The organism is Nocardiopsis metallicus (genome assembly GCF_014201115.1).
GTDB classification, from domain to species: domain Bacteria; phylum Actinomycetota; class Actinomycetes; order Streptosporangiales; family Streptosporangiaceae; genus Nocardiopsis; species Nocardiopsis metallicus.
In genome coordinates, this window is sequence record NZ_JACHDO010000001.1 from 3928181 (window position 1) to 3950360 (window position 22180).

At 70.9% G+C, this 22180-nt stretch carries 22 protein-coding genes and 1 pseudogene; 14 read left to right on the forward strand and 9 right to left on the reverse strand.

Annotation, left to right across the window (positions count from 1 at the left end):
• Positions 1-414: 414 nt before the first annotated feature.
• Positions 415-1215: a PP2C family protein-serine/threonine phosphatase gene (locus HNR07_RS17100; protein WP_184365846.1), complete on the reverse strand. Its 801-nt coding sequence runs from the start codon at positions 1213-1215 to the stop codon at positions 415-417.
• Between the two features lie 119 nt (positions 1216-1334).
• Between HNR07_RS17100 and HNR07_RS17105 the strand changes: the two genes are divergently transcribed.
• The 6 genes and pseudogenes from HNR07_RS17105 to HNR07_RS17130 all read left to right on the forward strand — a co-directional run bounded on the left by HNR07_RS17105 (position 1335) and on the right by HNR07_RS17130 (position 7340).
• On the forward strand, positions 1335-1907 hold the full coding sequence (locus tag HNR07_RS17105) for an ABC transporter substrate-binding protein (protein ID WP_246420358.1): 573 nt from the start codon (positions 1335-1337) through the stop codon (positions 1905-1907).
• A 72-nt stretch (positions 1908-1979) separates the two neighbouring features.
• Positions 1980-2937 (forward strand): annotated as a pseudogene (locus HNR07_RS17110) (IS481 family transposase).
• 101 nt (positions 2938-3038) lie between these two features.
• Positions 3039-3407 carry a hypothetical protein gene (locus HNR07_RS17115; protein WP_246420361.1) on the forward strand — a complete coding sequence of 123 codons (369 nt, stop codon included), beginning with the start codon at positions 3039-3041 and terminating at the stop codon, positions 3405-3407.
• Between the two features lie 254 nt (positions 3408-3661).
• Entirely contained in the window at positions 3662-4651 is a 990-nt protein-coding gene (locus tag HNR07_RS17120; RefSeq protein ID WP_221318852.1) for a GNAT family N-acetyltransferase, read from the forward strand.
• A gap of 217 nt (positions 4652-4868) precedes the next feature.
• Entirely contained in the window at positions 4869-5435 is a 567-nt protein-coding gene (locus HNR07_RS17125; protein WP_184365847.1) for a type I-E CRISPR-associated protein Cas6/Cse3/CasE, read from the forward strand.
• Between the two features lie 252 nt (positions 5436-5687).
• A complete protein-coding gene (locus HNR07_RS17130) occupies positions 5688-7340 on the forward strand; it encodes a glycoside hydrolase family 10 protein (protein ID WP_184365848.1) in 1653 nt (550 codons plus the stop codon).
• Positions 7341-7373: 33 nt separating this feature from the next.
• On the opposite strand, the gene HNR07_RS17135 is transcribed toward HNR07_RS17130, so the two are convergent.
• Both HNR07_RS17135 and HNR07_RS17140 read right to left on the reverse strand, forming a co-directional pair.
• Entirely contained in the window at positions 7374-7829 is a 456-nt protein-coding gene (locus HNR07_RS17135) for a hypothetical protein (protein WP_246420364.1), read from the reverse strand.
• A gap of 888 nt (positions 7830-8717) precedes the next feature.
• Positions 8718-10271, reverse strand: a complete 1554-nt coding sequence (locus tag HNR07_RS17140) for a long-chain-fatty-acid--CoA ligase (protein ID WP_184365849.1) — start codon at positions 10269-10271, stop codon at positions 8718-8720.
• A 203-nt stretch (positions 10272-10474) separates the two neighbouring features.
• On the opposite strand from HNR07_RS17140, the gene HNR07_RS17145 reads away from it, so the two are divergent.
• The 4 genes from HNR07_RS17145 to HNR07_RS17160 all read left to right on the forward strand — a co-directional run bounded on the left by HNR07_RS17145 (position 10475) and on the right by HNR07_RS17160 (position 13615).
• Positions 10475-10909: a DUF6153 family protein gene (locus HNR07_RS17145; RefSeq protein WP_184365850.1), complete on the forward strand. Its 435-nt coding sequence runs from the start codon at positions 10475-10477 to the stop codon at positions 10907-10909.
• A 109-nt stretch (positions 10910-11018) separates the two neighbouring features.
• Positions 11019-11690 (forward strand): DUF305 domain-containing protein, encoded by a 672-nt coding sequence (locus HNR07_RS17150; protein ID WP_184365851.1) that lies wholly within the window; start codon positions 11019-11021, stop codon positions 11688-11690.
• Positions 11691-11780: 90 nt separating this feature from the next.
• On the forward strand, positions 11781-12686 hold the full coding sequence (locus tag HNR07_RS17155; RefSeq protein ID WP_221318853.1) for a F510_1955 family glycosylhydrolase: 906 nt from the start codon (positions 11781-11783) through the stop codon (positions 12684-12686).
• An 80-nt stretch (positions 12687-12766) separates the two neighbouring features.
• On the forward strand, positions 12767-13615 hold the full coding sequence (locus HNR07_RS17160; protein ID WP_184365852.1) for an alpha/beta fold hydrolase: 849 nt from the start codon (positions 12767-12769) through the stop codon (positions 13613-13615).
• Positions 13616-13743: 128 nt separating this feature from the next.
• Here the strand turns inward: HNR07_RS17160 and HNR07_RS17165 are convergent, their stop codons facing one another.
• From HNR07_RS17165 to HNR07_RS17185, 5 genes are all read right to left on the reverse strand, one after another.
• Positions 13744-14577, reverse strand: coding sequence for a MetQ/NlpA family ABC transporter substrate-binding protein (locus HNR07_RS17165; protein WP_184365853.1), 834 nt, complete (start codon positions 14575-14577; stop codon positions 13744-13746).
• Between the two features lie 153 nt (positions 14578-14730).
• Positions 14731-15318: an NADPH-dependent FMN reductase gene (locus HNR07_RS17170; RefSeq protein WP_184365854.1), complete on the reverse strand. Its 588-nt coding sequence runs from the start codon at positions 15316-15318 to the stop codon at positions 14731-14733.
• Between the two features lie 169 nt (positions 15319-15487).
• On the reverse strand, positions 15488-16570 hold the full coding sequence (locus tag HNR07_RS17175) for an ArsO family NAD(P)H-dependent flavin-containing monooxygenase (protein WP_184365855.1): 1083 nt from the start codon (positions 16568-16570) through the stop codon (positions 15488-15490).
• A 121-nt stretch (positions 16571-16691) separates the two neighbouring features.
• Positions 16692-17126, reverse strand: coding sequence for a GNAT family N-acetyltransferase (locus tag HNR07_RS17180; RefSeq protein ID WP_184372179.1), 435 nt, complete (start codon positions 17124-17126; stop codon positions 16692-16694).
• Positions 17127-17287: 161 nt separating this feature from the next.
• Entirely contained in the window at positions 17288-18013 is a 726-nt protein-coding gene (locus tag HNR07_RS17185; protein WP_184365856.1) for an SDR family NAD(P)-dependent oxidoreductase, read from the reverse strand.
• A gap of 218 nt (positions 18014-18231) precedes the next feature.
• On the opposite strand from HNR07_RS17185, the gene HNR07_RS17190 reads away from it, so the two are divergent.
• From HNR07_RS17190 to HNR07_RS17205, 4 genes are all read left to right on the forward strand, one after another.
• Positions 18232-18651 (forward strand): hypothetical protein, encoded by a 420-nt coding sequence (locus HNR07_RS17190; RefSeq protein ID WP_184365857.1) that lies wholly within the window; start codon positions 18232-18234, stop codon positions 18649-18651.
• A 233-nt stretch (positions 18652-18884) separates the two neighbouring features.
• Complete coding sequence (locus HNR07_RS17195) at positions 18885-19700, forward strand: SDR family oxidoreductase (RefSeq protein ID WP_184365858.1); 816 nt, start codon at positions 18885-18887, stop codon at positions 19698-19700.
• A 165-nt stretch (positions 19701-19865) separates the two neighbouring features.
• A complete protein-coding gene (locus HNR07_RS17200) occupies positions 19866-20714 on the forward strand; it encodes an alpha/beta hydrolase (protein WP_184365859.1) in 849 nt (282 codons plus the stop codon).
• A 155-nt stretch (positions 20715-20869) separates the two neighbouring features.
• On the forward strand, positions 20870-21223 hold the full coding sequence (locus HNR07_RS17205) for an antibiotic biosynthesis monooxygenase family protein (RefSeq protein WP_184365860.1): 354 nt from the start codon (positions 20870-20872) through the stop codon (positions 21221-21223).
• A gap of 106 nt (positions 21224-21329) precedes the next feature.
• Here the strand turns inward: HNR07_RS17205 and HNR07_RS17210 are convergent, their stop codons facing one another.
• Positions 21330-22091, reverse strand: coding sequence for a class I SAM-dependent methyltransferase (locus HNR07_RS17210; RefSeq protein ID WP_184365861.1), 762 nt, complete (start codon positions 22089-22091; stop codon positions 21330-21332).
• Positions 22092-22180: the final 89 nt, after the last annotated feature.

Consider the following 22180-nt stretch of genomic DNA (forward strand, 5'->3'; position numbering starts at 1 on the left):
GGGCCGCCCGGCCCGGAGACCGGACACGGGGGCACGGGGACACGGGGACACGGGGACACGGGGCAGCGTGGACTGATTCGCCGACGGTCGTGCCGGAGCCGGGCTCGGGCATGGAAACCACCGGTCAGCGCCCGTCCCCGGGGAAGGGAGTCGACGCACCGGACGCCGCGGGCCTCGCAACGGAGGCGGCGGATCAACAGTGCGGAGGGGAACCCAGGCGTCCGCGGCGCAGGATGATGCCCGGCGTTCCACGACGCGCCCTGTCAGCTGCCCGGAAGGACCGGCGAACGGTCGGGCGGCTCGACAGGGGGGTTCTCATAGCTGTGAGAGTGGAGCACGGGAAGGTTGCCTGTCAACCTCCCCGGGGTCCGGGCCCGACCGGTCGCGGGGTTGCCGCCCCGGTGAAGCCCGCGGTCACCGGTCGCCGACCGGAAGGAGGAGGGCGGTGACGTTGTCGTGCCCGCCCCGGTCGAGCGCGTGTCCGACCAGGGCGCGCGCGGCGGGCAGCCACGAGTCCCCGGGCCGCGGGGGCGGTACGGCGGCTCTCAGTTCGTCCGGATTGGCCAGGTAGCGGGTCAGCCCGTCGGTGCACAGCAACAGCACGCCGGGGCCCGTCGGGCGCAGGCTGCGCGAACCAGGCTCGGCTGGTTCCGCGTCGGCTCCCAACCACGCCGAGATCGCGCCGAACTCCCCTGTGTCGTCCTCCGTCAGCAGCACTGCCGGTCCCCGTTCGGGCAGCCAGTAGGCGCGGCTGTCTCCGATCCAGGCGACCCACAGGCCCTCGGGACCCACCGCGCCCGCCACGTAGGTGCAGGCGGGGGCTGGGGATCCGGCGCCGGACAGGGCCTCGACCGCCCGCCCGGCGCGCGCGGCGGAACGGCTCAGCGCGGTCTCGGGGAGATCTCCGCCGACCAGCCGTTCAGCCAGGGCGGCGCAGCCGGTCTCCGCCGCGAGTTGAGCGGCACGCTCGGCCCTCGGCGACATCGACACCCCGTCGCAGACCACCCCGGCGGTCCACTCTCCCGCGGCCGCGAGCGCCAGGGCGTCCGCGTTGATCCCGAGCCGCGACCCCCGGTCGCTGACACCCGCCGCGCCCCTGGCCCCGATGGCCTCCATCCGCACCCTGTGGTCCGGTTGGTCCGCGCCGCAGTCCCAGCAGTGGCCGTCGGGGGCGACCGTCCCCTCGCAGGCGACGCATACCGGGGTCCGGGTCATACCCGGGATTCTGGCAGAGGGGTCCCCGGAGCGGGAAGGCGCGGCGGGCCGGGGCACTGTCGGTGTCCCACCGACGCAAGACTAAGGTAGGCGTGCCTAACCTTAGTGAACGGAGCCCCATGTCCACCGGCCTCGTCCCGCGCCCGGTCGCGTGCGCCCTCATTGTCCTTCTCCCCCTCACCGCCTGCGGGAACGCGGGCGAGGACGCGTCGGAGAGCTCTCCCCCACCGCAGGCCGCCGAGGGCGCCTTCCCCGTGACCGTCGAGCACGAGTTCGGCAGCACCACCATCGAGGAGGAACCCAAGCGCGTGGTCACCCTCGGGGTCACGGACGCCGACGCGGTCCTGGCCCTGGACCTCGTCCCGGTCGGCAACACCGGCTACACGTTCTACGAGTCCGGGCTCGGCCCGTGGACCGACGACCTGGTCGGGGACTCCGAGCTGACCCGGATCGCCTCCGACTCAGAACCCAACATCGAGCAGATCGCCAACCTCGCCCCCGACCTCATCATCGGTGTCTCCGCCGGGTTCGACGACGCCGTCTACGAGGACCTCTCCCAGATCGCCCCCGTGGTGGCGCGGCCCGCCGGAACCGCCGCGTACACCGTGCCCCGGGACGAGGTGACGGAGGTCATCGCCACCGCTCTAGGTGTACTGACCACAGAGGTTGAGTACGGCCCGGCAGTGATTTGACAGCAAGAGAGGGCCTCCGACATAGGTGTGGATTGTCTAGATCAACACCTGAAGTAGGTCAGGAGGCCCTCCGTGGCCCACACTACCCATGCCAACGCCCGTCTCACACCCGCCGGACGCCTGGAGTTGGCCCGCTGCGTGGTCGAAGACCTGGACACTGCGTAGGGCCGCGGAACGCTTCCAGGCCAGCGTGAGCACCACCAAACGCTGGGCCGACCGCTACCGCGCCCATGGCGAGGCGGGCATGGTCGATGCCTCCAGCCGCCCGCACCACTCACCCCGGCGTACCCCCACCCACCGTGAGCGCCGCGTCATCAAACTGCGCTGCCTCAAACGCTGGGGACCAGCCCGCATCGCCGGGCACCTGGGCATGTGCGCCTCGACCGTGCACCGCGTCCTGACCCGCTACAAGTGCGCCCGCCTGTCCCACCTGGACCGCGCCACCGGCCGCACCGTGCGCCGCTACGAACGCGAGCGGCCCGGTGAACTCGTGCACGTGGACATCAAGAAGCTCGGCAACATCCCCGACGGCGGCGGCCACAAGACGCTGGGGCGGCCCCAAGGCCGCAAGAACCGCGCCAACGTTGGCTATGCCTTCCTCCACAACGCCGTGGACGATCACTCGCGGCTGGCCTACACCGAGATCCTGGCCGACGAGAAAAAGGAGACCGCTGTCGGGTTCTGGGAACGAGCCAACTCCTACTTCGCCTCGGTCGGGATCACCGTGGAGCGGGTACTGACCGATAACGGGTCCTGCTACAAGTCCCACCTGTGGCGCGACGCCCTGGTCAAGGCCGGGATCAAGCACAAACGCACCCGCCCTTACCGGCCTCAGACCAACGGCAAGGTCGAGCGGTTCAACCGCACCCTGGTCGACGAATGGGCCTACGCCCGCCCCTATCGATCAGAGACCGAGAAGCGGGAGGCGTTCGGTGGGTGGTTGCACGAGTACAATCACCACCGGTTCCACACCGCCGTTGGCGGCCCTCCCGCTTCTCGTGTTCCTAACCTCTCAGGTCAGTACATCTAGGCCGTCCGGAGGAGGGCGTCGCGCTCAACGAGGCGACCGACGAACTCCTCGCACAGGCACGCGCCGAGTACCCGCAGTTCGAGGGGCTCACCGGGACCGCCGTGCTGCCCTACGACGGAAAGTACGGTGCCTACCTGCCCGGGGACGCCCGCGGCAGGTTCCTCATGTCACTCGGCTTCGACATCCCCGAGGCGATCAGCGAGCGGGACAGCGGGGACGACTTCTTCGTGGAGCTGTCCACGGAACGCGTGGACCTGCTCGACGGGGACCTGCTGCTCGTGATGAGCGACGACGAGGACTTCGACATCACCGAGGACGCCGGCGTGTTCGACAACCTCGACGTCGTACGCGGGGACGCCGTCGTCGCCACCGCCCTGGACGAGCGCGGCGCGGTCACCTACAACTCCGTGCTGTCGATCCCGTACGCGCTCGACAACCTGGTGCCGCGCATCGGCGAAGCGCTCTCCTGAGGGCTCGTGGCACCGGGGCGGCGGGCCGGGTCGAACGGCCTGACAGGGGACGTCCGGCACCGAAAAAGGACGTGCGGTGCGGCGCCGGATCGGGTAGAACAAGGGCTTCCCGCCCCGGCGCCGCGCCGGGGCACGCCAAGGAAAGAGGGATAACGATGAGCATCCTCGCCACCATCGCCGCGTCCGAGCCACACCAGCCAGCGGACCACCGCTGACCTGATGATCCTTCGGGCGCTCTCTCACCGGAGTGTGCCTTGACCACTGAACGCGTACGGAAGAACCACCCGGACACCCCGCACGGCCGCCTCATTCTGCGCCCGATCACCGGGCCCGCGGAGATCGACCTCTTCAACCGGCTCCCCTACACCCTCAACCACGAACTGGCCGAGGACCTCGCCGCCGGACGGCGCCGACCCGAGTGGATGTGGGTCGCCCTGGACGGTGACCGGATCCTCGCCCGGGCCGCCTGGTGGAGCCAGGAGGCAAGCCCCTCCCCTTACCTGCTGGACATCCTCGACGTCGACGACGAAGGCCCGGACCTGGAGGAATCCGACCGGGTGAAGCTCCTCGAGCGGCTCCTGCGAACCGCCATGGCGCGGGTTCTGCCCCGCTGCGGGACCCCGCCCGACCACGTCCGCTTCACCCCGGCGGACTGGCGCTCGGATCCGGCGACCGCGCGCCCGGTCCTGAACCGGCTGGCGGCTCTGGAACTGGCCGGGGCACGCCCGCTCGTGGAGCGGCTACGCCTGGAATGGCTCCCCGGCTCACCGGTCCGGCCGCCGAGCGACCGCCTGCGCTTCCGTCCGGTCCGGGACGCCGAGGAGCTCCTTGGCCTGATGACCCGGGTCCTGGACGGCACCCTGGACGCGCACAGCAGGGCCAACCTCGCCCGGATGAGCCCGCGGCAGGAGGCGGAGGAGCACTTCGAGGGTGAGCTCGCCCGCTACACCAGCCCTCGGTCCTGGTGGCGGATCGCGACCCTGCCCGACGGCACGCCGGTCGGGTTCGTCACCCCCGGCCACAACCACTACAACCCGGTGATCGGCTACCTCGCGGTCCTGCCCGAGCACCGGGGCAACGGGTACATCGACGACATCCTCGCCGAGGGCACCCGTGTCATGGCCGATCTGGACGTCCCCCGGATCCGGGCGGCGACGGACCTGGGCAACGTCCCGATGGCCAACGCCTTCCGCCGGGCCGGGTGGGTCGACTTCGAGCACGCCATCCACATGACCTGGGGCTGACACCGGGGCCTCGGCGCCGGGGGCGTGCTGTCGGAGCGCACGGACCCGAAGGCGTCGGGCCCCCGAGGCCCGTCGGACGCCCAGGGCGGTGAGGGGTGGGCTGACCAGGGGCCCACCCCTCGTAGGCTGGAAAACCCCACCACGGGCCCGGACTCCTCCGGTGCCCGGTGCCCGTACCCGTTCCCCGCTTCGGCGGGACGACCCAGATCGGATCTCCTTGTACCTGTCCCGCATCAGCCTCGACCCCCAGCGCAGCATCGGCATGGACCAGTGGGCGGTGATGGGCCGGGCCGTGCGCAAGGCCGTCGACCCCGACCCCGAATCCGACGCCCGGGTGCTGTGGGCGCGCCTTTCCCCCACCACTCTGGTGATCAGTTCCGACACCGCTCCCGCCTGGGGAAAGGTCTCCGGGGCGAAGTCGGCCTCGATCCTGCCGATGACCCGGCACCCGGAGGGCGAGGCCGTCCGCTGGGAGCTCATCACCGCGCCCACCGCGCAGCGCGAGGCGGAGCCCACGGAGGAGAACCCCAGGCCGAGGGCGAAGAAGGTCGCCCTGCCGGAGTCGGAGTTCGACGCGTGGCTGGACCTGAAGCTGGGCGAGGCCCTACGCGTCACGGCGGCGAAGTGGAAGCGCCTGGGCGGCCGTCCGGCCCGCTTCCACTTCATCGGGGAAGCCATCGTCCAGGACAGCGAGGCGCTCCAGGAGCTGTCGCTGAAGGGCATCGGCGCGGGCACGGCCACCGGAGCCGGATTGCTCCTGACCTCGCCGCTCGAAGACCAGTAGGCACACTTGAACGCGGGGAACAGCGAAAGATCAGCGCCACAATTCCACCAAAAAGGAATTAAAGCTAAGAAACCTCGCATTTCACCTATCTGCCCCAACCTCGCGTAGGAGTGTTGCAATCAGCGGGTAAATCATGAAGGTTTTCTCCTAAGCCCGAGCTGACCGTCGCACGCGGACCCACCGGAGGAACACCGGCAAAGAGGTGGCTCTCCCAGGTCCCCGTCCGTACGACGCAAGCCTGAAGGAGCAACCTTGGCGTACCCGCACCGGAACCGAACCGCCGCACGGCCCGATCCCTCGGCTCCGTTCCCCCGCACCACCTCACCACGTGCCGCCTCCCGGACCACGCTCTTCAGCGGAGCCCTCGCGGCGGCGCTGACCGCGGCGCTGCTCCACGCACCGCAGGCCGCCGCTGAACCCGAACCGGAAAGCCAGGCGCCCTGCGTCAGCGACCCCGAGGCCCCGCCCAAGCACCAGATGCGGGCCGAGTGGATCGCCGGGGTGTACAACATCGACTGGCCCACCGCGCAGGGCCAGAGCCCCGAGAAACAGCAGGCCGACCTCGTCGACCTGTACGACGAGGCCGTCGACAACGGCCTCAACGCGGTGTTCGTACAGATCAGACCGACCGCTGACGCCTTCTGGCCGTCACCGTACGAGCCATGGTCGGAATGGCTCACCGGTGAGCAGGGCGTCGACCCCGGGTACGACCCGCTGGAGTTCGCGGTCGAGGAGGCGCACGCCCGGAACCTGGAGTTCCACGCCTGGTACAACCCCTACCGGGTGGCCATGCACAACGATCTCGACGCCCTCGTCGAGGACCATCCGGCCCGGCAGAACCCCGACTGGATCTTCGAGTACGGCGGGCTGCTGTACTACAACCCCGGCATCCCCGAGGCCCGCGAGTTCGTGATCGAGGCGATGATGCACTCGGTCGAGAACTACGACCTGGACGGGGTGCACTTCGACGACTACTTCTACCCCTACCCGGTCGCCGACCTGGAGATCCCGGACGAGGACACCTACGCCGAGTACGGCTCCGGGTTCGACGACATCGGGGACTGGCGGCGCGACAACGTCGACCTCATGGTCAAGGGGATGAGCGACGCGGTCAACGACGCCAAGCCGCACGTGAAGTTCGGGATCAGCCCGTTCGGGATCTGGCGCAACTCCAACACCGACCCCGAGGGGTCGGACACCAACGGCACCCAGTCCTACGACAACCAGTACGCCGACAGCCGCAAGTGGGTCCTGGAGGGCTGGCTGGACTACATCAACCCGCAGGTCTACTGGGAGATCGGGCTGCCCGTCGCGGACTACTCGGTCCTCGTCCCCTGGTGGGAGGAGGTCGCCTCGGGCACCGACACGCACCTGTACATCGGGCAGGCCGCCTACAAGGTCGGCAACGCGGGCGCGTGGCAGGACCCGAACGAGCTCTCCAGCCACCTGGACTTCAACAAGGACTACCCCGGGGTCCACGGGGACGTCTACTTCAGCGCGACGTCGCTGCGCACCAACGCCCAGGAGGCCATGGAGATCCTGGTCGAGGACCACTACTCGCACCCCGCCCTGGTGCCGGTCAAGCGGGACCTCGGCGGAACCGTCCCCGCTCCCCCGAGGGTGAGCGCGGGTGAGGGGGACGGCGGCACCGTCCTGGACATCAGGCCCGGCCCCGGCGAGGCACCCGCCTACTACGCGGTGTACGCCTTCGACGGCAGGCCCGCACCGAACCAGGCCCGCTGCGGTATCGAGGACCCGCGCGCCATGCTCGGCACCGTGCGGGCGGACGAGGACGGCTCCGCGACCTTCACCGCACCCGCTGGTTCCGACACCACGTACTACGTGACCGCCCTGCACCGACTGCACCACGAGAGCCGCGCCAGCGCCCCGCGGTACCTGCCCTAGGAACCGCTCCTCAGCAGTGCCCAGGAGTGGCGGCTACTGCCGCTCCCGAGCTCTGCGCGCGCCCCGAACGGTGTTGGGTGCGCTGGTTGCCGGCGTTCGTCCTCCCTTGGCCCGGGCACGCGCATCGTGTGCGCGCTCCGGGCCGGGGTGGCGAGCTCCCTGAACCCCGATCACGATCCCGGCCGCATCAGCCATGGAACCCAGGCGGGCCCTGAGCCTGCCGGTGGGAATCCCGGAGATCAGCTGACGGAACCGCTTCCTGCGGCCGCGCCTCTCCCGTCCCTTGGCGTCGGTGAGGTCCAGGTCCTCCACCGGGATCGCCTTCACACCGCACGCCTGGGCCCAGCGCAGAAGGCGGGTGAGGGCGTGCCGGACCTGGGCGCCACGATGCTCAGCGGTACCGGACAGGTCGTCGTCGAAGCGGCGCGGATCCCCGATGGGGTTACCGTGCATCTCAAGGCGCCAGGCGGCCAGGTGGTCGGCGTTCATGTCCACCCCCACCACCCCTGGGCGAGCGCGGCCCGGAGCCGTCACGAAGAGCGTTCGAGGGGCCCGGCACCACCTGGGCCCGGCACCACCTGGGTGGGATGCTGTTGGCGAATCCGGAGCGAAGGGACCGGAGAAAGCGCTGGGGCCCGGAGAAGCGGAGAGGCTGGCACGGAGCGGCTCTCCGGGCCAGGCTCAGGCTCGGGTAGGGCATCCGGGGTGGGGCCTGTGCGGGGGCGGGGTGGGTCCTCTGCGGGGGCGGGGGCCTGCAGTTCTGGTTGCGGTTCCCCCGTTTCCCGCCGCGTGATGGTGGCCGTCTACGCTGCGCGCCTCAAGGTCGTACGTCCTCGCTTCGCTCCGGGCGCTCCACCTTGACCCGCTTCGCTACGACGGCGGTGGGCGGCTATCGGGAAACGGGGCAGGAGTGGTCGGGGCGGCAGACGGGCCCCAGAGGGGCCCAACAGCAACTGCGCGGCCTTCGGCCGGCGCCTCCCCCACCCCGGAGCGCAACGCCTGGCCGTGTCGCGGCCGGTCATTCGCCCGAACGGACAAACGGCAGCGAGGGAAGCGGTCTCCCCAGCCCTGCGCGGATCGGGTCGCGTGTCGCGGCCGGTCACCCGTGCCACCGGACCAGCCGGTGGTGAGGGCGGGGTCCAGCGCTGCGGTGTCGGCTCCGGGCGAGCCGGGTGTCCGTAACCCGCACCTGGGGGTCGTCCGCTGCTTCCGAAACCCCCTCACCCCCGATGATCTTGCTACCAGGGGCAAGTTCGGCGCCGAACTTGCCCCTGGTAGCAAGATCATCTTCGAGGAGGGGGCCGAAACCGGGCCCGGGGGCCTGGAGGGGCGCTGGTGGTGTTCGCCGGTACGGGCAACCGGTCCGCGGCTCCCGGCCTAGGCCCCGCTCCCGCCCGTGGCCAGGGGGCGGAGCTCCTTCTTGAGGATCTTGCCGGTCGGTCCGACGGGGAGCTCGCTCAACAGGCGCACCTCGCGCGGGTACTTGTAGGCGGCCAGCCGCTCCTTGCAGAACGCGATGAGGTCCTCCTCGGTGGCACCGGCGCCGGGGCCCAGGGACACACAGGCCACGACTTCCTCACCCAGGCGGGCGTCGGGGCGCCCGATCACCGCCGCGGCGGTCACCTCGGGGTGCTCGTACAGGACCTCCTCGACCTCACGCGGGTAGACGTTGTACCCGCCGCGGATGACGAGGTCCTTCTTGCGGTCGACGACGTACAAGTAGCCCTCCTCGTCGGTGTAGCCCAGGTCGCCGGTGTGGAACCAGCCGCCGCGGAAGGCCTCGGCGGTCGCCTCCGGACGGTTCCAGTAACCCTTCATCACGTTGTGGCCCCGGACCACGATCTCCCCCACCTGGTCGGGGCCGGGCGGGAGCGGCTGGTCGTCGGAGTCGACCACGCGCACGCTCACTCCCCAGAGCGGCTTACCGATCGAGCCGACCCTGCGCTGCTCGGCGTTGATGTTGAAGGTGGCCCCGGCGCAGGTCTCCGAGAGCCCGTACCCCTCCAGGATCACCATCCCGGGGAACTTCTCCTCGAAGGCGCGCATGACCTCGCCGGGCATCGACGCGCCTCCGGAAACGCCCACACGCAGAGTGGACAGGTCCCGGCCCCCGGTGTCACTGTGCAGGATTTCCTGGTACATGGTCGGCACCCCGGCGAGGATCGTGCACCGGTGCCTCTCCATGGCTTCCAGCGCCGCGGCGGTCTCGAACCGGGGCACCAGCACGACGGTGCCACCGTTGCGCACCGCCACGTTGAGCACGCTGGACAGGCCGAAGATGTGGAAGAGCGGCAGGACCGCGAGGCCGATGTCGTCGTCGCGGAAACCGAAGAGGTCACCGCCCACGGTGCAGTTCATGTACATCTGGAAATGGGTGAGCTCGGCGCCCTTGGGCCTGCCGGTCGTGCCGCTGGTGTAGAGCAGGACGGCGGTGTCGTCGGACCCGGTGGGCTCGGGTTCGCCGAAGTCCTCGGCGAAGTAGAGCTCGTCGTAGTGGAGTGTGCCCTCGGGGCGTTCGTCGTTGCCGGGCAGGTTCACCACGTACGTGCGCACGCTCTCCCCGGTTTCGGCCAGCTCGACCGCCCGCACCGCCTCCTCGGCGAACATCTCGAAGGTCACGAAGACCCGTGCCCCCGAGTCGGTCAGGTGGTAGGCGGTCTCGGGCGCCTTGAGGAGCGGGTTCAGGGGGACCATAACCAGGCCCGCCTTGAGAATGCCGAAGTAGGTGAACAGGAACTGGGGCAGGTTGGGGAGTTGGACGGCGACCCGGTCCCCGGGTTCCAGTCCGAGGCCGCGCAGCGCGGAGGCCACCCGCCCGGAGATCTCGTCGACCTGGGCGTAACTGAACTCCAGGTCGTTGATGTGGCAGAGGGGTTTGTCCGGGTTCTCCCGCCGTGATTCCTGAAGGATCGTCGCGAGGTTGAAACTCATGGCACCCACCTATGATTTAACCGACCAGACGGTATGTTTCCGGAACGTATATATTCCGGCGCCGCGGTGTCAATGGTGGTCTTCTCGAAACCCGCCTGCGCGAAGGGCTCCGGAAAGGTGCGGCGGCTCCGGCAGCGAAGACCCGCACCCCGACCGGACACCCTGGTCGATTACCCCCTCGGGGTAGGGGTACGCTGGCGCACATGTCGCAGTCCGAGCCGCGCCGCAGCCGCACGGGATCCGCCCTGACGCGGATCCTGCTGATCACCGTGCTGCTGCTCGGGTTCGGATCCATGCACACCCTGGGCCACGTCCAGCACGGGGCACACGCCTCGTCCGGCGCCCATTCATCCGGTGCGCACTCGGCCGGGGCCCACTCGGCTGGTAGTACCTACTCCACCGGCGCGTACTCGGCGGCGCCGGAGAGCGCCCTATCGCTCCCCGAGCTGGACCCGACCTCGGTCTGCCCGACCCTGGGTGCCTTCGTCGCCGTTCTGCTGGGCGTGGCCCCCGGCGCCTTCCTGCGCTGGCCCGGAACCCCCGCGGACACAGCCGGTCCGGCCCTGTTCCCGGTTCGGCCGCCCTTCCCCGCCCCGGACGAACCCTCCCTCTCCCGTTTACAGGTGCTGCGCGTCTAGATGCCCGCGCGCCCCGGCACCCGCGTGTCGGCAGCGCGCTTCGCAGCACAGACGGCCGCGTCGGACCCGGAGTCGACGCGGCGCAGATCCCAAGAGAGGAAAGGTCACCATGACCTCGTTCGAGCGTGCCCTGAAGAAGCGAGTCCTGACCGCGGCCACGGCCGCCTTCGCCACCGCCCTGTTCGCCGCGGCCTGCGGGAACGGCGGCGACGAGGACTCCGTGACCACAACCCCGGAGAGCGCGGAGCAGACCGCCGAGTTCAACGACGCTGACGTGCACTTCGCGCAGATGATGATCCCCCACCACGAGCAGGCCGTCGACATGGCCGACCTCGCCGACACCCGCGCGGGTTCGGAGGTACGGGCCCTGGCCGAGGAGATCCGTGCCGCCCAGGGGCCGGAGATCGAACAGATGGAGACGCTGCTCGACGCCTGGGGTGCCGAGGTGGAGCACGGAATGGACCACTCCCAGATGGACGGGATGCTCTCCGAGGAGCAGATGTCCCAGCTGGAGGCCGCCGAGGGGGAGGAGTTCGACACCCTGTTCCTGGAGTTCATGGTCCTGCACCACGAGGGCGCCGTGGACATGGCCCGCACCGAGCTCGCCGAGGGGGTCAACCCCGAGGCCCGTGAGCTGGCCGAGGAGATCATCGCCGCTCAGGAGGACGAGATCGAGCAGATGAACGAGATGCTGGGTGTCGAGGATTCCGGTACCGAGGAGTCCGGCGCCGAGGGGCCGGGCGAGGACGCCACCGACGACGGCGACCACTCGGGTCACTAGGTCCCGGGATCGCCAGGGGGCCGGTGCGGGGGTACCGGCCCCCGCCCCCGTATGAGATCAAGGCGTCATCCGAGAGGCCGGAAGAGAACCATGCGAAGCCGAACACGAACACGCACCCGAACACTCAGCGTGCTGGCCGCGACGGGTCTGCTCGCCGTCGCCGCGGCGTGCGCGGAACCGGAGGAGAGCGTGCACGCACAGGCCGGGGCGGACGCGGAGGGGGTGGCGAACACCGTCGGTGTGCCCCTGCCCGAGGAGGCCCAGCACGTGCACGGGGTCGGGGTCGACCCCGGGTCCGGCAAGGTCCTGGTGGCCTCGCACGCGGGCCTGTTCACGGTGCCCGCCCCCGACCGGCTGACCCGTGAGGCGACGGTACCCGCGCACGTCGGACCGGCGATCGACCTGATGGGCTTCACCGTCCGGGGCCCGGACCACTACCTGGCCAGTGGGCACCCCGAAGGGGACACCGAGATGCCCGACCCGGTCGGGTTGATCGAGACCCGCGACGGCGGCGGAAGCTGGGAGGCTCTGTCCCTGGCGGGCGAGTCCGACTTCCACGCGCTGGCCTCCGCCGGTGACCTGGTGGTCGGGTTCGACGGTGTGCTCCGCTCCACCGAGGACGGGGCGACCTGGACCGACCTGGCACCGGACGTGGAGGCCTTCGACCTGGCCGTGTCCGACGACGGGAGCACCGTCGTCGCCACCACCGGTCGGGGACCGGTTCGCTCAACGGACGGCGGTGCCGACTTCGCAGTCGTGGAGGGCGCTCCCCCGCTGGCCCTGGTCGACTGGGTGCCCGGAGGCGAGACGGTGTTCGGGGTGGCGGTGGACGGCGGCGTGTACCGGAGCACCGACGCCGGTGGTACCTGGGAGCGCACCGGTGAGCTGCCGGGCAACCCGGAGGCGCTGCACGCCGACGAGGACCAGCTGATCGTGGTGGCCGACCTCCACGCGGCCCGCTCCACGGACGGGGGAGCCACCTTCGACGCCTGGTAACCGACGGAGCGCCCTCCCGTCCCGCGGAGGGCGCTCCGCCTTTCGGCTCCGGGCAGGTCTCCCGCTGCAAGACTCGGGGCATGGGAGAATTCATCACCGTCCGGGAGCACCCCGAGGTCAGTCTGTTCTGCTCGTTCCTGGGACCCCCCGACGGCATACCGTTGTTGGTGGTCCACGGCGGGCCCGACTGGGACCACAGCTACCTGCGCCAACCCCTGGACCGGTTGGGCCGCCGCGTGATCCTGCCGGACCTGCGGGGGTGCGGGCGGTCGACCAGGGGCCTGGGGGCCGGCGGTTACTCCTTCCGGGCCGCCGCCGACGACCTGGTCATCCTGGCCGACCGGCTCGGCCTGGACCGGTTCGACCTGCTCGGGTTCTCCACCGGCGGGCAGATCGCCCAGCGCGTCCTGCTCTCCGCCCCGGACCGGGTGCGGCGGACGGCGATCGCGTCCAGCACCCTGTGGCCGGTCACCGACGCCGACTTCGGGCCCTGGCCCGAACGGGACGTCCTGCGCACGACCGAGGCCCGTGTGTGGGCCGAGTCCGCTCTGACCGGCCCCGACCTGGTCCGGGAGGCCGCCGTCGCGGGGGCTCCGGCCAGTGTCCGTGTCCCGGAGCGGCTGCCCGCCTACCTCGCCCTGCTCGACCGTGTCTCCTGGTCCGCCGAGTGGGTGCCCGGATTCCTCGCCGGAACACTGGACTCGCCCAGGCCGCCGGAGGGCCCCGAACGGTTGCGGGCGCTCGGCGCTCCCCTGCTGTTCCTGCACGGCAGGGAGGACATGACCTTCCCCGCCTCCTTCGCCGAGCGAGCGGCCGAGTTCCTGCCGACCGCCGAGGCGGTGGTGTTGGAGGGTGCCGGGCACATGGCGCACCTGGACCGGGCGGAGGCCTGGCTCGGCGCGCTGGACGCCTTCCTCTCCCGCCCCTGACCCCCGGCCTCCCCCCGCTGCGTACGCGCGAAGGTCCGGCCCCGGCGGATTCCGCCGGGGCCGGACCTTCTGCCGGGGGATAGGCCGAGAGCGCTCTGCGCACCGGTGAGCGCCCACCGCGCCCGCCGTTAGCCGGCGGTGGCGGGGATGACGCTGCCCTGGTACTCCTCCTCGATGAACTGGACCGTTTCCGGGGAGGTCAGCAGTTCGACGAGGGTGGCGATACGCGGGTCGTCGGTGTTGTCGGCGCGGGCGGCGAGGACGTTCACGTAGGGGTTGCCCTCGAACCCCTCGAGCAGGATCGAGTCCTCCTCGAAGTCCAGGCCCGCTTCCTGGGCGTAGTTGTTGTTGACGATCGCGGCGTCGACGTCGTCCAGGGAGCGGGGCAGCTGTGCCGCCTCCACCTGGCGGAACCGGAGGTCGAGCGGGTTCTCCTCGATGTCGTCAAGGCTGAAGGCGGACTCGTCGATCCCCTCGGCGAGGGTGATCAGGCCGCCCTCCTCCAGCAGGAGCAGCGCGCGGAACTCGTTGGTGGGGTCGTTGGGCAGGGCCACCTCGGCCCCCTCCTCTAGGTCGTCGGTGTCGTCGACGACGTTGGAGTACAGGCCGAGCGGAGGAAGGTAGATCTGCTCGACGGCGACGAGGTCGGTGCCGTTGCCCTCGTTGTACTCCAGCAGGAACGGTTCGTGCTGGTAGAGGTTGACGTCCAGCTGTCCCTCGGCGAGTGCGGCGTTGGGCGCGATGTAGTCGGAGTACTCGTGGATCTCCAGGTCGAGGCCGGCGTCGGCGGCCAGCTCGGCTTCGATGAATTCGAGGATGTCGCCGGCGGGGACCGCGGTGGCGCCGACGACGAGGGTGTCCTCGCCGTTGGCCTCGGCCGAGGCGTTCTCGGAGGGGGCGCCGCAGGCGGTCGCCGCGAACAGGGCCAGGGCGGCGGGGACGGCGAGGGTGGCGCGGCGCATGAGGGTCCTTTGCGTACTGCGGACAGGCGGTTCCAGGAAACACGGGCCGAACATCCCGAGTTTCCTATTTATCCGACCTTAAATCAGGTTTACCCTGGGCGCCCAGCGCCAGTGACCAAAGGCACACACCCTGACCAGCCTGAAAGGAACTGGTCAACCCTTGAAGGATCGCACATCCGGCAACCCGGTGTTCTTGCGGTCCGCATAGGACAGCGCGTCCGCGAACTTACCCATGGCCAGTGCCATACGCTCCACCACCGCCGGTTCGTCGTACTCCCCCGAAGCGTTGGTGCGGGCCCCGGCCCGGGAGACGACCACGCAGTCCACGAGCACCGCCCCGAGCAGGGTGAGGGTCGGCATCAGCGGGGTGTGGGCGCGCATCCCACCCGCCTGCCCCGGCGAAGCGCTCATCAGGACGGTGGGTTTGCCGACCAGGCCGCCCGAACCCACTAGCCAGTCGATCGCGTTCTTCGTGACTCCGGCGGGTCCGTGCGCGTACTCGGGGGTGGCGATCAGCGCTCCGTCGGCCTCGGACACCCGCGCACGGAACTCACGCACCGCCTCGGGCCAGGCCTGTTCGTCGTTCTCCAGGTCCGGGTTGAACAGGGGCAGCCGCCCCGCCAGGTCCGCGCCCACCACGCGGAGCTCAGGCCGTACCCGCTCCGCCAGGCGCAACAGCGCGGCGTTGTAAGAACCCTGCCGCAGGCTTCCGCAGATCCCCAGAACCACTCGCTCAGCCACTCTGCCCCTCACCCGGCCCTCGACCGCGCGCCACCCCGGCGCCCCGTCCAGCGTGGCAGCTCGTGGACGCCGATGGCATGGAGGAGAGGAGTGAAGAGCACTCCCCCATCCTTCACAGAGAGTTCTCCCACCCCCTGATGGGCGGCGCCATCGGCGACGCGCTCCCAGGTCAACGCGGCCGCCCCGCTCGAAGGTCCTCGATGACTCGGGCGACCACGGCCTCGGCGGAGCGGCCCACACCGGCCAGGGTGTCGGACCCGAACCCGGTCCAGTCTCCGTAGCCGACCAGGTGCAGCCGGGGTTCCCGGACGCTGCGGTTCCCCTCGACCGGGATCCGGCCGTCCGCGTCGAACAGCTCCAGCGGGGCCAGGTGGTCCAGGGCAGGCCGGAACCCGGTACACCACAGGACCGCGTCGGCCTCCAGTTCGCTGCCGTCGGCCCAGACCGCGCCGGTCCGGGTGAGCCGCTCGAACATCGGCCGCGCCACGAGGACGCCCCGGTCCCGCGCCCGGCGCACACTGGGCACCATGACGATGTCGCCCAGGCGAGCCGCGCCCCGGCCGGGTCCCGCGCCCCCGGCGTACCGGGCGGCCTCGTCGAACAGCACGCGGCCGTCCACCTGGTCGGGCAGGAACCTGACCGGACGCCGGGCGACCCACGTGGTGTGCGCGACCTCTGCGAGGTCGGCGAGGAGCTGCGCCGCGGAGTTACCGCCGCCCACGACCACCACCCGGCGCCCGGCGAACTCCTCCGGGCCCCGGTAGTCGGCGGTGTGCAGCTGCCGGCCCTCGAAGAGGTCCCGGCCGGGGTGGTCGGGCGTGTGCGGCCGGCGCCAGGTCCCGGTCGCACTGACCACGTGCCGGGCACGCCAGGTGCCCGTGGAACCGACCACCTCCAGCGCCCCCTCCGCACGGCGCACCCCGGTAACGGTCACCGGGCGGCGTACGGGCAGTTCGTAGCGTCGCTCGTACGCGGCCAGATACTCGGCGACGTGCACCGCCGAAGGGAGTTCCTGTCCCGCTTCGGTCGGCATCCACGAGCCCGGCAGGGAGCTGTGCTCGGCCGGGGAGATCAGCCGCAGGGAGTCCCAGTAGCCGCTCCAGCTCCGGTCCCAGAAGCCGCCCGGCGCCCGCTGCCCGTCGAGGATGACGTAGTCGGCCCGCGCGCGGCTGAGGTGGTACCCGGTGGCCAGTCCCGCGGGACCGCCTCCGATCACGACGACGTCGGACTCGGCGTCGGCGGGTGCGGCCACGTGTCCTCCCGGATGGTGTGAGTCGACCGACGGCCACGCGACCGGAGTCGCGTCGGAGCCGGGTTCCCAGTGTCGGTGACACGGGTGGTCGCCTCGTCCGCGCCCCCGTGCTCTCGGGCGATCAGCTCAGGAACATCTCCCCGACCACCTGGTCTCCCAGCACCTGGCCGGTCGGCCGGAAGCCGAGGCCCGTGTAGAAGCCCTCGGGGCCGTCTTCTCCAGGGACCCACAGAACGGTGAGCCGGTCCTGTCCGCGGCGGCGGGCCTCCGCGGCCACCGCTGCCACGGCGAACCTGCCGTAGCCCCGACCCTGGTGCCGCGCGGACACGTTCAGCCGCCAGATTCCACAACGGAAGGCCTCCGTCTCAGCGGCGGGGTCGAAGCCTCCCATGACGAAGCCGACCACCTCATGACCGTTCGTGAACAGCCGGGGCCAGGCGATGTCCGGACCGGCCGCGTAGGCCTCCGCCAGGGATCTCTCGACCGGGGCGACGAAGCGTTCCTGGTTCGGGTGGACGCGCAGTCCGCAGGCGGCGTGGACGTTGTCGGGGGTGATCCTCGCGAGGCGGGGACCGGGGGTGTGTTGGTCATGGGCACGACCCTAGGACGGCTCGGCGCACGGAGAAGCCGCCGCGGAACGAACGCCGTCGCGGCGCGCGCCGCGACGGCGGCAGGCCGGGACCCGTCGCGGAGACGGACGGCGCCCCGCCTCGCGGGTCAGTGACCGGGAAGCGCCCCGCCGTTGACGCCCAGCACCTGACCGGTGGTCCAGGAGGCCTCGGGCGAGGCGAGGAACTCCACCACCGCGGCCACGTCGTCGGGGGTACCCGCCCGGCCGACCATGGTCTCGGCGGCGAGCGTGTCGTGCCTGCCCGAGCGGCCCTCCTTGGTGAAGAACTCGGTGTCCTGCACGTAGCCGGGGGTGAGGGTGTTGACGGTGATGCCGTCGGGGCCGCCCCGTTTGGCGAGGTCGATCCCCCAACCGCACAGTCCCGCCTTGGCCGCCGCGTAGGCGTCGCCGCCGCCCCGGTGCGCGGCGATGGAGCTGATGTTGACGACCCTGCCGCCCGGGCGCCGGAAGGCGGGCCAGAGCGCCTGGGTCAGCATCATCGCGGACAGCAGGTTGGCGTCGATGGTGCGCCGGTAGATGTCGAAGGTGCCCTTGGTGTCGACCGGCGTCTCCTTGATGATCCCGCCCGCGTTGTTGACCAGGACGTCCACGGGTTCGGCCGAGAGCTGTTCGGCCGCGGCCAGGACGGCGTCCTCGTCGGTGAGGTCGACCGGCAGGGGGATGATCCGCGCCTGGGGGTTCTCCGCCGCGACCCGGTCGAGGACCTCCTTCCGGCGTCCGAGGACGTGGACCTCGTCCCCCGCCCTGGCGAGGCGTTCGGCGATCGCCCTGCCCATGCCCGTACCGCCGCCGGTCACGATGATTCTGCGCATGTGGTTCCTTCCCGCTGGGGTGGTCTCGCGAAAGAAACCACGCCCCGGCGAGGAGCACAATCGGTTTCGCGCCCCGCGCGGCTCCGGGAGGGGGCTCCCTCCTTCCATGGGAACGAACGGTCGACACCCGGTGGACGCGACCAGAACCCGACCACTCCGAGGCGTAGCATTTCAACTACTTGCAGTGATCAACGTTGTCGACTCGACCTGGAGCTCACATGAAGCCGCCCGTCAGACCGCACCAAATGGTCCTGCGCGCCGCCACCGGCGCCTTCGTCCTCAACTCAGGGCTGAGCAAACGCGGCGCTGACGAGGACACCGCGATGGGACTCCACCAGATGGCGGTCGGCACGTACCCGTTCCTGGACAAGCTCGACCCGGTCACCTTCACCCGGCTCCTGTCCGCCGGGGAGATCACCCTGGGCACCGCACTGCTGGTGCCGCTGGTGCCGAGCAAGCTCGCGGGGGCCGGGCTGAGCGCCTTCGCCGCCGGGCTGCTCGGCCTCTACCTCCGCACCCCCGGGATGCGCAAACCCGGCAGCCTGGCCCCCACCGAGGAGGGCACGCCCCTGTCCAAGGACCTGTGGCTGCTGGGTGCCGGACTCTCGCTGGTCCTGGAGAAGCACGACCAGGACTGACGTCCGACGGAAGCTCTCGAAGTGCCCGCTCACCTCAGGCGGGAGAACCCGACCGGCTCGAACCCCGCCCTGGCCGCCCGGACCGGACCCCACCGTCCAGGGCGGCCAGGATGCCTTCAGGGCGTCGTAGGGGCCTTGTCCGGACGAGCTTCCCGGCACGAAGTCGTTGAGCGGGGTTCAACTACTGTGGTGTGCGCTTCGGTCCCACCCGCCCCTGACTCGAAGGACGCCCCATGGCCCCCTCCGCCCCCGCGCCCGGTCGCACCGCCCTGGTCACCGGAGCCTCCTCCGGGATCGGGGCGGCCGTCGCCGCCGCCCTGGTCGAGCGCGGTTACCGCGTCTTCGGCACCAGCCGGAACCCCGAGACCGTCAGCGCACGGGTGCCCGGGGTCGAGTACCTGGCCCTGGACCTGACCGACTACGACTCCGTGGCGGCCTGCGCCGAGGCCGCTGGCGAGGTGGACGTACTGGTCAACAACGCGGGTGAGAGCCAGAACGGGCCGGTCGAGGAACTGCCCATGGACGCCGTGGAACGGGTGTTCCGGCTGAACGTGTTCGGCGCGGTCCGGCTCACCCAGCTGCTTCTGCCGGGGATGCGGGCGCGCGGGTACGGGCGCGTGGTCATGGTGGGTTCGATGCTGGCGAGTTTCCCGCTGGCCTACCGGTCCTCGTACGTGGCGTCCAAGGCGGCGATGAAGGGGTTCTCCGACGCGGTTCGACGCGAGGTGTCGCCGTTCGGGGTGGGTGTGACCACGGTGGAACCGGGTTCGATCAACACCGGGATCAGTGAGCGCCGCACCCAGTACGTGGGAGAGCGCTCTGCGTTCCGGGAGGAGTACCAGACCATGGTGGACTCGCTCAACGCCAACGAGGCCAAGGGGATCTCGGCGGAGCGGGTGGCGCGGACCGTGGTCGGCGCCATCGAGGCGAAGCGGCCGCATCCGCTGTACGCGGTGGGCAGCAACGCACCGCTCGTGTTCGCGCTGCGCCGTCTGCTGCCCCGAGCCGCGATGCTGCGGATCGTGGCGCGCAAACACGGCCTCAGGTGACGCGGGGCGGATGCGGCGGCGCCTGCCACGCGAGCCCGGCTGAGCGCGCCGCCCGGCCGGACGCACCGCTCTACTGGGCAGAAGAGGCGAAGCGGGGCACAATCGGTGCACACGGGCCTCCCGCGCCCCCGGGCCCATAGCTCCGTCATCCACTCCGGGAGAACGATGTTCACCTTCGACAGCAGCGACGGCCTCACCGTGCACGTCCACGAGTGGCAGCCGGACGGCCCGCCGCGCGGTGTGGTCCAGTTGGCCCACGGCATGGGCGAGCACGCCCAGCGCTACGCTCCCCTGGCACGGGCGCTCAACGAGCGCGGGTACGCGGTCTACGCCAACGACCACCGGGGCCACGGGGCCACCATCCACGCCGAACCCGGCCAGTTGGGCGCGGACGGCTGGAACCTGCTGGTCGCCGACATGGCCGCGCTCTCCCGGATCCTGCGCGAGCGCCATCCCGGTCTGCCGCTGGTGCTCATCGGGCACAGCCTGGGTTCCTTCGCCACCCAGCAGTACCTGCTCGAACACGCCGACCTGCTCACCGGTGCGGCGCTCAGCGGTACCACCGCCGTGGACCTGTTCCTGGGTTCGGTCCCGCCCGGTACCAGTGACCTCAACGAGGTGTTCAACGCTCCCTTCCAGCCGGTCCGGACCACCGCGGACTGGCTCAGCCGGGACGAGGAGCAGGTGGACCTGTACGTCGCGGACCCCCTGTGCGGGTTCGCGCTCGACGAGGAGGCGCTGGTGGGGCTGGCCACAGCGGCCTTCGGACCGCTCACGGACCCGTCGGGGGCGCGCACGGACCTGCCCCTGTACGTACTGGTCGGGGAGCACGACCCGCTCAACCACCGGTTGGAGTTCAGCGACGCCCTGGTCGAGCGCTACCGCAAGGCGGGTGTCGCGGACCTCGTCTACCGCACCTACCCGGGCGCCCGGCACGAGGTGCTCAACGAGACCAACCGGGCGCAGGTCATCGGCGACTTGGCGGAGTGGGTGGACCGGGTGTCCGGGAGCTGACCGCTGGCGGCCCCGGGGCGGCTCGTCCCCGACGGCCGGGGCCCGCGAGGGAGGCCGCCGACGGCGGGCGCATCGGCGGGGAGCCTGGTGCGGCCGGGCCGAACGGGTCCCTTAGGTTGGCCTTGGCAGATGTGGATCCGACCGGAGGTACACGCGTGACCAGTGTCGTCAAGTTCAACGTCCTGACCGTCCCGGAAGGGGAGGGTTCCACTCTGGAGGAGCGTTTCGCCAAGCGCGCGGGGCTCGTGGAGAACCAGGAGGGGTTCGAGGAGTTCCAGCTTCTGCGCCCGGTCGAGGGTACCGACAAGTACCTGGTGTACACCCGCTGGCGGTCCGAGGAGGACTTCCAGAACTGGGTGAGCGGGCAGGCCTTCAAGAAGGGTCACGCCCAGGCAGCGGCCGACGCCAGGAAGGACGGCCACGCCCACGGCGGGCACGGCGGTCCGGCGGCGACCAACAGTGAGATCTGGGGCTTCGAGGTCGTCCAGCACGTCACCGCCAAGGGCTGACCCCTGTTTCCTCCGCGCGGTCGGCGGGTCACGGGGACCCGTCGGCGGCGCGGGCGTCATCGGCGGGCCTCGTCCCGGACTCGTTTGCGGCCCGCCCTTCGCGTCCTCACTCAGGCCTGCGGGCCTCGATCAGGTGGCGCGCGGAGTGTGCGACGAACGGGCCCCGCTCCTCGATCTGTTCGTGCAGTTCCCGTAGCCGGTCCAGGTACTCGTCCACGGTGAAACCGGGGACCATCCACACGACCTTGCGCAGGAAGTACACGACCGTGCCGACGTCGTGGAACTCCAGTCGGAGCCGTTCCGCCCTGAGGTCGACGACCTCCAGCCCCGCGGCCTCGGCCCCGGCCCGGTCGTGGTCCGGGTGGCGGACGTTGTTGTCCTCGTCGGACTGCGGCCCGAGGAAGTACTCGTACAGCTCGGCCGCGCTCGACGGCCCGACGTGCTGTGCCAGGTAGGTACCGCCGGGGGCGAGGACGCGGGCGATCTCGTTCCACCAGACGGTGACCGGGTGGCGGCACACGACCAGGTCGAACGAGGCGTCGGCGAAGGGCAGCGGGGGTTCGTCGGGGTCGGCGACGACGGCCACCCCTCGGGGGTGCAGCAGGCGGGTGGCCTTGGTGACGTTGGGCGGATACGCCTCGGTGGCGACGGTCAGCGGCGGGTGTGCGGGGATCCCCGCCAGGACCTCGCCACCGCCGGTCTGGATGTCGAGGGCGGCGGTGGCCCGGGCCATCCGTTCACCCATGAGGCGCTGGTAGCCCCAGGAGGGCCGCTGCTCGGTGGCCCGGCCCTCGAACCAGGAGAAGTCCCAGCCTTCGGTCGGTTCGTTGACGGCCTCGTCGAGGAGTTGGTCGAAGGTTCGGTCCATGGGGACATCATCACCCGGTCCACGGCAGGGGTCGAATGGTTTGTTCCCGGCCTGTGGACGACTCCGCGTCCGCCCCCGCGATCCCCGCC